We start from the raw sequence: 10,460 nt of genomic DNA, 5'->3' as shown, positions 1-10,460 counted from the left end.
GGAACCCCCGTCCCGACCCGATCTTCGCCCGCTCCACCGGAGTGCAGCGAAGCCGCCTTGCCTCCCGCGCTTCCCTTTGATCGCCTGAGACAAGCCACGACAAAGCCCACAGCCGCCACCCCGAACCGGGGAGGGAGCGCCCCCGCGCATGGCCTTAAGAAATGGGTCATTACGAACGAGGAGAATGCCGGAAACCGGTGAAACCTCTGCGGTCCGCCCTGGAGACTCAGGCTCCGAGCGCTATGGTTCAAGCACCCTCAAACCCGATTCGATCATGCCCGCACACAACACCTTCTCAAAGCCCGCCGACCACCTGACGCCCGACGAAGCCCGTGCCGAGCATGAGCGGCTTGGCGCCGAGATCGCGGAGCATGACCGGCTTTATTACGAGGAAGACGCGCCCAGCGTCTCGGACGCGGAATACGATGCCCTGCGCAAGCGCTACGAGGCGCTGGAGGATCAGTTCCCGGAGCTGAAAAGCCCTGAGAGCCTGACCCAGAAGGTCGGCTCCAAAGTGTCGGAGAAGTTCGGCAAGATCCGGCATCGCGTGCCGATGCTGTCGCTCGCCAACGGCTTCGCCGACGAGGAGGTCGAGGAGTTCGTCGAGCGCATCCGCCGCTTCCTCAACCTCGGTGCCGATGCACCGCTCGCCTTCACGGCCGAGCCCAAGATCGATGGACTCTCGCTGAGCCTGCGCTACGAGAACGGAAAGCTCGTCTCCGCCGCCACCCGCGGCGACGGCGCCGTGGGCGAGGACGTGACCAATAACGCCCGCACGGTGGGCGACATTCCACACCGCCTGAAAGGCTCGAACGTTCCGGAGATCTTTGAGGTGCGCGGCGAGGTCTATCTCTCGCACGAGGATTTCGCCGCCATCAACGCGCGCCAGGAAGCGGCCGGCAAGGCGCTCTTTGCCAATCCGCGCAATGCGGCGGCGGGCAGCCTGCGCCAGCTCGATGCCTCGATCACCGCGTCGCGTCCTTTGCGCTTCTTCGCCTATGCCTGGGGTGAAGTCAGCACCATGCCGGCGGACACTCAAGCCGGCATGATGGAGTGCTTCAGGAGCTTCGGCCTTACGGTCAATCCGCTGACGCGCCGCTGCGAGAGCATTGCGGAACTGCTGGAGCATTACCACGCCATCGAGACCGACCGTGCCAATCTCGGCTACGACATCGACGGTGTCGTCTACAAGGTCGACTCTTTGAGCCTGCAGCAGCGCCTCGGTTTCGTGTCGCGTTCGCCGCGCTGGGCACTCGCGCACAAGTTCCCGGCGCAGAAAGCCGTCACTGTGCTGGAGGGCATCGAGATCAATGTGGGCCGCACTGGCTCGCTCAATCCGATCGCGCGCCTGAAGCCCGTGACCGTGGGCGGCGTCGTGGTGTCGAACGCGACGCTGCACAACGAGGATTACATCAAGGGCATCGGCGGCAACGGCGAGAAGATCCGTAACGGCGTCGACATCCGCATCGGCGATACGGTGGTCATCAATCGGGCTGGCGACGTAATTCCGAAAGTGCTCGACGTGGTGCTGGAGAAGCGCCCCGCGGACGCGAAGCCCTACGAGTTTCCCACCACGTGCCCGGCCTGCGGCAGCCACGCGGTGCGCGAGGTCAATCCGCGCACGGGCAAGGAGGATGCGGTGCGCCGCTGCACCGGTGGCCTCATCTGCCCGGCGCAGGCCCGTGAGCGCCTGAAGCACTTCGTGTCGCGCAACGCCTTCGACATCGAAGGCCTCGGCTTGCAGCGCATCGACGAATTCTACGAGGAAGGCTTGATTCAGCGCCCGCAGGATATCTTCACGTTGGAGGCGCGCAATGCCCGCAGCCTCAAGCGCCTGGAGAACCGGGAAGGCTGGGGCGAGACGAGCGCGAAGAACCTGTTCGCAGCCATCGAGGCGCGCCGCTCGATTTCGCTGAACCGCTTCATCTTCGCCCTCGGCATCCCGCATGTGGGCGAGACCTCGGCGCGGCTGCTCGCGCGCCATTTCGGCACCTTCGAGCACCTGCGCGAAACCGCCAAGGCCGCGGCGGACGAGACATCGGAGGCTCATGCGGAGCTCACCGCCATCGGCGGCATCGGCCCGGTGGTGGCGGAGGCTATCGTCGAGTTCTTCAGGGAACAGCACAACGAGCAGATGCTCGATGCCCTGCTGGCGGAAGTCACCACGGAGCCCATGGAGGCGCCGGCCACCGCGAGCTCGCCGGTCGCGGGAAAGACCGTGGTGTTCACCGGCTCCCTGGAGCAGATGACCCGCGAGGAGGCCAAGGCCATGGCCGAGCGGCTCGGGGCCAAGGTGGCGGGCTCCGTGTCCAAGAAGACCGATATCGTGGTGGCCGGGCCCGGCGCGGGCTCGAAGCTCGCCAAGGCGGCCGAGCTCGGCGTCCAGGTCATGGACGAGGACGGCTGGTTCGCCCTCGTCGGGCGGGGGTGAGACTCCTGTCCAAGACAGGCGGGCCTCGATATGGCATGGTGCGCCTATGACGGTGATCACCCCGGAGGTCTCGCTCGATCCTGCCCAGGTTGGAGCGGGCGACGTGACGCATTTCTGGCGGGTGCCGCGCTACCGCGGCCTCGATTGCCTGCGCGCGACCTTCCGCCGTCACGCCTATGCCCGCCACAGCCACGACACTTATGCCGTCGCGGCGGTGCTGGCCGGCTGCGAAACCTTCTTCCATCGCGGCCAGCAGCACTACGCGCCGGCAGGATCCGTAGCCGTCGTCTGCCCGGACGAGATCCATGACGGCGAGCCCTATGGCGGCGGGTTCGAATACCGCACCTTCTATCCCTCGCCGGAGCTGATGCAGGAGATCGCCGAGGACGTGGCGGGCCGCCCGCTCTCGCGCCCGCCCTGGTTCCGGCATTCCGTCATCCAGGATCCCGAGTTGTTCCGGGCTCAAGTTCGGCTTCATGCCTGCCTGTGCCAGGACGACGGCTGGACCTCCGAGATGGAGCAGGACACCCGCCTCGTTGACTTCCTCAGTCGCCTGATCGCCCGCTGGGCCGATCTCGATGCCCTGCCGGCCCTGCGCTACGGCTCTAAGAACATCCTGAGGGTGCGCGATTATCTCGACGCGCATATGAGCGAGGAGGCGGACCTCGCCAACCTTGCGAATCTGGCGGGGCTGTCCCGCAGCCATTTCATCCGTGCCTTCGCCAAGGAGACCGGGCTGACGCCCCATGCCTATCTTCTCGACCGCCGCTTCCGGGCCGCGACCCGGCTGCTGGGGCAGGGTGAGGCTCCGGGCGATGTGGCGGCCGCCTGCGGCTTCTTCGATCAGAGCCACCTCAACCGGGTGTTCAAGGCCCGCATGGGCGTGACGCCGGGTGCATACAGAGCGGCCTAGAGCATCGGACCCAAAAGTGGACTTGCACTTTTGGGTCCGATGCTCCATTCCCAGAACCGCACTTTCATCCAAGACGTCTCATGATTCATCCCGCATAAGGCCGGGGCAATGAGGAATGTCATGGATCAGGCAAACCCCTTCGTCTCCACACCCCGGCGCGATATCCAAGCGGGCCTGCGCGATATCGCCCCGGTGGCCGTGGCGGCGCTTCCCATCGGCCTCCTGTTCGGTGCGATTGCCGCTGCCAAGGGAATGTCGCCGCTTGAGGTCAGCCTGATGTCCGCGCTGGTCTTTGCGGGCGGCGCGCAGTTTGCCGCTATCGAGACCTGGATCAGTCCCGCGCCGATCCTGACGCTCGCCTTCGCGACGTTGCTGATCAATGCGCGGCACGTGCTGATGGGGGCCTCACTCACGCCGAAGGTCAGCATGTCGCGGGTTCAGACCCTGCTGGCCTATTTCTTCCTGACCGATGAGGCCTGGGCATTGTCCGAACGTCGGGCTTTAGAGCGACCTGTGACAGGAGCCTATTGGTTCGCCATGGCCGTGGTGCTCTGGGCCAACTGGACGCTGTCGTCGACCATCGGGGCGATCCTCGGCTCCTTCCTCGGTGATCCCGAGCGCATCGGCGCGGACTTCGCCTTCACGGCACTCTTCATCGGCCTCGTCGCAGGCTTCGGGAAAAGCCGCGTGACGCTGGTGACGGTCGCCGTCAGTGCGGGCGTCGCAGCACTGGTTCATTACTTCATCGGCGCGCCCTGGCACGTGGCATCGGGTGCGCTCGCGGGCATTGCTGCAGCCTATCTCGCAGCGCCTGAGGAGGCGCGCTCATGAGCCTCGACACGACAACTCTGATCGCCATCCTGGCCATGGCGGTGGTGACCTATTTCACGCGCATCGCCGGCATGTTCGTAGCCGACCGCCTCGTGCTCACCGGCCGCGCGAAGGCCGCCTTCGATGCCATTCCGCCTGCCGTGCTCGTCGCGGTGATCGCCCCGACCGCACTCACCACCGGATGGGCGGAAGCTATCGCGGCCGCCATCACGGCGGTGGCGGCGTTCCGCCTCCCGCTGCTCGGCACGGTGGCGGTCGGCGTGATCGCTGTCGTGGTGCTGCGGAACGTGATTTGATCATATGCTTCCACTGTCATTCCGGGGCGCCGAAGGCGAACCCGGAATGACAGTGCGGAGACTTAGCCGATTGCCTGCGTCGCCTGCTCCAACCAAGCCCGCGTCTCGGCATCGAGATGCGAGCCGATCTTTTCACGCACAGCCGCATGATACGCGTTGAGCCACGCGATCTCGTCTGCCGTCATGATCGCAGGCTCCACGAGGCGCAGGTCGATGGGCGTGAAGGTCAGCGTCTCGAAGCCCATCATCTCGCGGTCGCCGCCGGAGATCGTGCGCGGCTCGACGAGGATGAGGTTCTCGATTCGGATGCCGTAGGCGCCGGGCTTGTAGAAGCCGGGCTCGTTGGACAGCATCATGCCGATCTCGAGCGGCGTGTGGCCGGTCTTGGCGATGCGCTGCGGTCCCTCGTGCACGGAGAGATAGCTGCCGATGCCGTGGCCGGTGCCGTGATCGAAGTCGAGGCCTGCCTCCCACAGGGGCTTGCGCGCGAAGGCATCGATCTGCGCACCCGTCGTGCCCTTCGGGAACACCGCCTGGGCGATGGCGATATGGCCTTTCAGCACGCGGGTGAAGCGGTCCTTCATCTCGGCCGTCGGCTCGCCCACGATGATCGTGCGAGTGATGTCGGTGGTGCCGTCCTCGTACTGCGCACCGGAATCGATCAGGAAGATCTGATTGCGCTCGATGGAGCGGTTGCTCGAACTCGTCACGCGATAATGGGGCAGGGCGGCATTGGGGCCCGCGCCCGAAATGCTCGGGAACGAGATGTTCTTCAGCGCGCCTGTCTCGACGCGGAACGCCTCCAGGGCCTCCACCGCGTCGATCTCGGTGAGCTTGCCCGAGGGCGCCTCGCGGTCGAGCCAGGCGAGGAAGCGGGCCACCGCCACGCCATCGCGCAGATGCGCCGCATGGGAGCCTGCGATCTCGGCCTCGTTCTTGACCGCCTTCATGAGAGCGATCGGATCAGCCCCCACATCGACCTTGCCGCCCGACGCCTCGATGCGCCGGATCAGGGCGACGGCGCCGGTCGCGGAATCGATTCGGATCTTGCCGCCGGTCTGTCCCAACTCATCGAGAGCGCTCTGGAAGCCGCTGATCGGCGCGAATGCGGCGAGATCGCCGACCGCGTCGCCGGCCTCGTTCGTCACCTTCGCCGGATCGAAGAACAGGCTCGCCCGGCCCTCGCGGGGCAGGATGGCATAGCCGAGCGGGAGGGGCGTGTGCCCCACATCGCCGCCGCGCAGGTTGAAGGCCCAGGCGAGGTTGTGCGGGTCCGAGATGACGAGGGCGTCGATCTTGGCTTCCGTCATCTTGCGCCGAATGCGCTCGAGCTTCGCAGGCGCGGCCTCGCCGGCATAGTCGAGCGGATGCGGCCGCACGGGTGCCTGAGGAGGCGCGGGGCGGTCGATCCAGATCACATCGACGAGGTTCATGTCCACAGGAGCAAGCTGGCCACCCGCCCGGCTGACTGCCTGCTCCAGACGCTTCAGGCTGTCGCTGGTGTGCAGCCAGGGATCATAGGCGAAGGTGCCGCCCTGCGGCAGGTTCTCGGCAATCCAGTCCTCGGGCGTGAAGTCGGCGAGCTGAACCGGCGTGATGACGGAGGTGTCCACCTGCTCGGCGGCCTGAACCGTGTAGCGGCCGTCAACCACGAGAGCGGCCTTGTTCTGGAGGATGACGGCCGTTCCGGCCGAGCCCGTAAAGCCGGTGAGCCACGCCAGGCGCTCGGCGCTCTTCGGCACGTACTCGCCCTGATGCTCGTCGGCGCGGGGCACGATGAATCCGTCGAAACCCCGGCGGGCCATTTCGGCGCGCAGCTTGGCGATATGCTTGGGCCCTTGGGCGGGAGAGGTCGTGTCGTCGAAAAACTGGAACTGAGCCATGGAAAGCAGCACCGAGGGTCGGATGATGAAGAGGTCTGCACGCTAGGCCGGAGAGAGCCTGGCTGCAACTACGATGCCCAGATGGAGAAGGCTGCATCCTTCAGCAGATCGCATGAGAATTATGCGTCAGGTGACTAGATCTTAATCAGAATTAGGTATGTCCTGCAGATAGCGCATGGCTCACATGTGATCCTATGACTTCTACCAAAGTCGAACCGAGCTTATCTTTCTGACAACAAGAACAGAGGAGCGCTGAAGGGTTTCAGCACCGATCTGTTGGAGATGAGCCCATGACCGCAGCCGTATTTTCCTCCCACCTCGCTGGCCCTGTCACCGCCCCGTCCCGGCTTTCGCAGGTCGCGACGCGCGTGATGAACGCTCTCATCGAGAGCCGCGCCCGGAGCGCCGCACGGGAACTGCGCCGCCACGAGGCCCTCATGTCCGATCTCGGCCGCCGGCAGGATCATTCGCCCCTGTTCCTCGACCAGTCCGACGATCTGCCCTTTAAGCTTTAATTACCTCATTTGCGAAGAGAGATAAGACGATGATCATCATCAGCGCCCTCAAGGCCATCCGCGAAGTCTGGACTGAGACCCTCAAGCTCCGCCGCGAACTTGCCAAGCGCTATCCGGGCGTTCTGGCAGAGTAACAGGCATTACCACTGAGGCAGCGCACGGGCACTGCCTCGTGTCATGACCAAAGCTGCCCAGCCGTCCAGATTGTAGCGGCGCTGCAGATACCAGCCCTGGTGCGCATAGGCCGACAGAACACCAGGGACGTCGCGGTAGAGCAGTCCCGACAGAATGATCGTCCCGTCATCGCTCGCCACCCGCGCCAGCGCCGGGGCCAGCATCCGCAGGGGCTTGGCGAGAATGTTCGCGAAAACCAAGTCGAAGTGCCCGGGCCGATCCGCTTCCGCATGGCGGATGCCGGGACCGACATAGAGCTTCATCCAAGCTGCAATCCCGTTGAGACGCGCGTTCTCCCGCGCCACCCGCACAGCTTCAGGATCGATGTCGCCCGCCACGACAGGACGCTTCAGAACCTTTGCCGCAGCAAACGCGAGAATGCCCGTGCCGGTGCCGACATCGAGCACATGGCGCGGCGTGCGCAGTTTCAGCTCGTCCACGAAAGCAAGCAGGCAGCCTTTGGTGGTGCCATGGTGACCGGTGCCGAAGGCGAGGCCCGCCTCGATCTCGATGGCAATGTCGCTGGGCAGGCGCTGCTCGCGGTCGTGTGAGCCGTGGACGAAGATGCGCCCGGCGCGGACCGGCTTGAGGCCCTCCAACGACGATTTCACCCAATCCTTCTGCTCCAGGGGTAGGAAGACACCCTTGTCGGCCTCGGCGCCCACGATGGGGCGCAGCAGGTTGCGGATCGCCGCCTCGTCCGGCTGATGGGCGAAATAGGCCTCCAGCATCCAGGGGCCGTCGTCTTCCGTCTCGAAGGACGCAACGGCCGTCTCGGCCGGATCGAAGATCTCGCCGATCATGTCGGTCATGGCGCGTGCGGAACGCTCGTCCGTGGTGATGCGGAAGACGTGGGTGGGGCGGTTGGGGTGCAGACCTTCAAGCATGCGGTCGCCTTACCATCCCTCGCGGCGCAGGTCACCTGTCCGTGAAGATGAGGCTTGAGAGGAACCGTCAGAGGGGCGGCCCGTTTTGCCCTCGCTCAGCAGCAGTCATGGCCGAGGGCAAATGGCTGCGCTTGTTTTCCTCCAGGAGATCCCCATGTCCGGACGCCTCTTCGACAAGGTTGCCATCGTGACGGGTGCCGGCACCGGCATCGGCGAGGCGATCGCGCTTAAATTCGCTCGGGAGGGCGCCCGCCTTCTCCTCGTCGGCCTGCCGGACGATCCGGTGGAGGATGTGGCTCGCATGATCAATCAGGCGGGCGGCTTCGCCGATACCTACCTTGGCGATATCGCCGAGGAGCGCCATGCCGAGGCTGCTGTCGAAGCCTGCCTCCATGCCTATGGACGCATCGATGTGCTCGTCAACAATGCCGGCATGTTTCTGGTCGCGGCGGAAACGCAGGATTACCCGATCGACAAGTTCGACGAGACCCTGCGGGCGAATGTCCGTTCGGTCTTCTTGATGACCAAGTTTGCCCTGCCTCATCTTCAGAAGACCTACGGCAATATCGTCTCCACCGGCTCAGAAGCCGGCATGATCGGCATCGCCAAGAACACCATGTATGGCGGCACCAAAGCCTTCATTCATTCCTTCATGCGCGGCGTGGCCGTGGAGCAGGCTGCGCATGGCGTTCGCGCCAATTGCGTCTGCCCCGGTCCGATCGATACCGCATGGACCCACAAGTCGAGCGGCCCGATGGATCGGGAGATGGAAACGATGATGGTCGACGCAACGCCCATGGGACGCCGCGGCACGCCGGAGGAGGTCGCGAACGTGTTCTGCTTCCTTGCCTCGGACGAAGCCAGCTACGTCACCGGTGCGCTCTATGCGGTCGACGGTGGCGTGACCATCGCAAAGGGACCTGTCGGCTCCAAGGCCTCCTCGCACTTCAAGAAGGAGCCTGAAGGCACATTGCCGACGCGGCACTCCCATGACGGCCTGAAGAACAAGGATTATGAAACGCTCACATGAGTGACAGCCGAGCGGTTCACCTGATGCCGGCTCTCAAACCGGCGTCAGCTCCCTGGCCGGCTCCAGCACCTTGAGGCGCTCCGCCTCCTTCGCCTTGTACTCGCGTTGCACGTCCGTGACGTAGTCGCGCACGATCGGCGCTGCATCGCGCTTGCGGGCGAGCTGCATGTGGAACACGAGCTGGCTGCCGGTGGTGAACATGGTCTCGGCGCTGATGAGATAGAACTCGAACATGCGGCAGAAGCGCTCGTCATACATGGCGGCGATCTTTTCGCGGTTCGCCTCGAAGCGCCGATGCCAGTGATTGAGCGTCTTCGCGTAATGCAGGCGCAGGAATTCAAGATCCGTCACCCACAGCTGGTTCTGCTCGACAACGGGGAAAACCTCGGACAGGGCAGGGGAATAGGCGCCTGGAAAGATGTATTTGCGCAGCCACGGGCTTGCCGTGCCGGGCGGGCTCATCTTGCCGATGGAATGCAGCACCATCAGCCCGTCATCGTCGAGCAGCGCGTTGATCTTGGCGAAGAACTCGCCGTAATGATGCACGCCCACATGCTCGAACATGCCGACTGAAACGATGCGATCGAACTTCCTGTCCATTTTGCGATAGTCGAGGAGCTCGAAGCGCACCCGGTCCGACAGCCCCGCGCGCCGCGCCTTCTCATTGGAGAGTTCGTGCTGTTCCTTGGAGAGCGTGACGCCGGTGACGTCCACGTCCTCCATGGCCGCGAGATAGAGCGCAAGGTCGCCCCAGCCGCTGCCGATATCGAGGATCTTCAGGCCCGGCTTCAGCCGGAGCTTCGACGCGATCAGCCGCAGCTTGTTCTGCTGCGCTTCTTCGAGAGTTTCATCATCGTCGACGAAATAGGCGCAGGAATACTGCATGCCCTTGTCGAGGAAGAGCTTGTAGAAGTCGTTGCCCAGATCGTAGTGATGCGCCACGTTCTGTTGCGCCTTGCCGACCGGATTCGCCTGCTGGAAGCGCTTCACCCCGCGCGAAATGCGCTTGAGCACGCTCTGCAGTGGGTAGTTCGCCAGGGATGAGCGGTTCATCGAGAACAGGTTCAGAAAGTCCCGCAGGCTCGAGCCTTCCTCGAAGCTCATCCGGCCATCCATGTAGGCTTCGCCGGCGTGCAGTTCCGGATTGAGGAAGAGCTTGTGATAGAGCGAACGGTCCGTCAGCCGCATGGTGACGCTCGGTCCCGGCTTTTCCCCGCCGAAGGTGTGGGTGCCGCCCTCCGCATCGATCACCTTCAAGGTTCCGGCGCGGATGAAGGATCTCAGCATGTTGGACAGGGGGAACATCGGCACCTCTCGCGGTCATTCGTCGGGGCCGGATGGTTCCACAGTTGCGGGCGGGTGGCTAGAGGGGAGAAGGGCCAGATCAGAACTCGTCTAAAGTACAGGACAAACAGCCTAATTTGGGAACAACCGGGGAGACGCTCCGGTTGGAAGGCTGACTCTTGTGGGGCTGAGAGTCGCCACTCAATCCACCAGACA

9 protein-coding genes are annotated in these 10,460 nt (G+C 64.3%); 6 read left to right on the top strand and 3 right to left on the bottom strand.

What is annotated here, in order from left to right:
* Nucleotides 1-274: 274 nt before the first annotated feature.
* The 4 genes from ligA to JQC81_RS05995 all read left to right on the top strand — a co-directional run bounded on the left by ligA (nucleotide 275) and on the right by JQC81_RS05995 (nucleotide 4,471).
* Nucleotides 275-2,431, top strand: coding sequence for an NAD-dependent DNA ligase LigA (gene ligA / locus JQC81_RS06010; protein WP_203270909.1), 2,157 nt, complete (start codon nucleotides 275-277; stop codon nucleotides 2,429-2,431).
* Nucleotides 2,432-2,477: 46 nt separating this feature from the next.
* The gene (locus tag JQC81_RS06005; protein ID WP_203270908.1) at nucleotides 2,478-3,344 is read left to right on the top strand and encodes a helix-turn-helix transcriptional regulator; all 867 of its coding nucleotides are present in this window, start codon (nucleotides 2,478-2,480) and stop codon (nucleotides 3,342-3,344) included.
* A 120-nt stretch (nucleotides 3,345-3,464) separates the two neighbouring features.
* Nucleotides 3,465-4,175, top strand: a complete 711-nt coding sequence (locus JQC81_RS06000) for an AzlC family ABC transporter permease (RefSeq protein WP_203270907.1) — start codon at nucleotides 3,465-3,467, stop codon at nucleotides 4,173-4,175.
* A complete protein-coding gene (locus JQC81_RS05995) occupies nucleotides 4,172-4,471 on the top strand; it encodes a branched-chain amino acid transport AzlD family protein (RefSeq protein WP_203270906.1) in 300 nt (99 codons plus the stop codon). Before JQC81_RS06000 ends, JQC81_RS05995 begins: the two co-directional genes overlap by 4 nt.
* 62 nt (nucleotides 4,472-4,533) lie before the next feature.
* Here the strand turns inward: JQC81_RS05995 and JQC81_RS05990 are convergent, their stop codons facing one another.
* Complete coding sequence (locus JQC81_RS05990) at nucleotides 4,534-6,354, bottom strand: aminopeptidase P family protein (RefSeq protein ID WP_203270905.1); 1,821 nt, start codon at nucleotides 6,352-6,354, stop codon at nucleotides 4,534-4,536.
* A gap of 290 nt (nucleotides 6,355-6,644) precedes the next feature.
* On the opposite strand from JQC81_RS05990, the gene JQC81_RS05985 reads away from it, so the two are divergent.
* Nucleotides 6,645-6,869: a hypothetical protein gene (locus tag JQC81_RS05985; RefSeq protein WP_203270904.1), complete on the top strand. Its 225-nt coding sequence runs from the start codon at nucleotides 6,645-6,647 to the stop codon at nucleotides 6,867-6,869.
* A gap of 140 nt (nucleotides 6,870-7,009) precedes the next feature.
* Here JQC81_RS05985 and JQC81_RS05980 read toward each other — a convergent pair whose 3' ends face one another.
* Nucleotides 7,010-7,930 carry a 50S ribosomal protein L11 methyltransferase gene (locus JQC81_RS05980; protein WP_203270903.1) on the bottom strand — a complete coding sequence of 307 codons (921 nt, stop codon included), beginning with the start codon at nucleotides 7,928-7,930 and terminating at the stop codon, nucleotides 7,010-7,012.
* Nucleotides 7,931-8,084: 154 nt separating this feature from the next.
* On the opposite strand from JQC81_RS05980, the gene JQC81_RS05975 reads away from it, so the two are divergent.
* Nucleotides 8,085-8,960: an SDR family NAD(P)-dependent oxidoreductase gene (locus JQC81_RS05975; RefSeq protein WP_203270902.1), complete on the top strand. Its 876-nt coding sequence runs from the start codon at nucleotides 8,085-8,087 to the stop codon at nucleotides 8,958-8,960.
* A 33-nt stretch (nucleotides 8,961-8,993) separates the two neighbouring features.
* Here the strand turns inward: JQC81_RS05975 and JQC81_RS05970 are convergent, their stop codons facing one another.
* Nucleotides 8,994-10,265, bottom strand: a complete 1,272-nt coding sequence (locus JQC81_RS05970; protein WP_203270901.1) for an SAM-dependent methyltransferase — start codon at nucleotides 10,263-10,265, stop codon at nucleotides 8,994-8,996.
* Nucleotides 10,266-10,460: the final 195 nt, after the last annotated feature.

It is taken from the genome of Microvirga arabica (assembly GCF_016811235.1).
In the GTDB taxonomy this organism is placed as follows: domain Bacteria; phylum Pseudomonadota; class Alphaproteobacteria; order Rhizobiales; family Beijerinckiaceae; genus Microvirga; species Microvirga arabica.
This window is presented reverse-complemented; position numbering and strand designations above follow the sequence as displayed.

Coding starts and splice junctions, on each gene's coding strand:
- ligA (WP_203270909.1), top strand. CDS start 275: ATGCCCGCACACAACACCTTCTCAAAGCCCGCCGACCACCTGACGCCC.
- JQC81_RS06005 (WP_203270908.1), top strand. CDS start 2,478: ATGACGGTGATCACCCCGGAGGTCTCGCTCGATCCTGCCCAGGTTGGA.
- JQC81_RS06000 (WP_203270907.1), top strand. CDS start 3,465: ATGGATCAGGCAAACCCCTTCGTCTCCACACCCCGGCGCGATATCCAA.
- JQC81_RS05995 (WP_203270906.1), top strand. CDS start 4,172: ATGAGCCTCGACACGACAACTCTGATCGCCATCCTGGCCATGGCGGTG.
- JQC81_RS05990 (WP_203270905.1), bottom strand. CDS start 6,354: ATGGCTCAGTTCCAGTTTTTCGACGACACGACCTCTCCCGCCCAAGGG.
- JQC81_RS05985 (WP_203270904.1), top strand. CDS start 6,645: ATGACCGCAGCCGTATTTTCCTCCCACCTCGCTGGCCCTGTCACCGCC.
- JQC81_RS05980 (WP_203270903.1), bottom strand. CDS start 7,930: ATGCTTGAAGGTCTGCACCCCAACCGCCCCACCCACGTCTTCCGCATC.
- JQC81_RS05975 (WP_203270902.1), top strand. CDS start 8,085: ATGTCCGGACGCCTCTTCGACAAGGTTGCCATCGTGACGGGTGCCGGC.
- JQC81_RS05970 (WP_203270901.1), bottom strand. CDS start 10,265: ATGTTCCCCCTGTCCAACATGCTGAGATCCTTCATCCGCGCCGGAACC.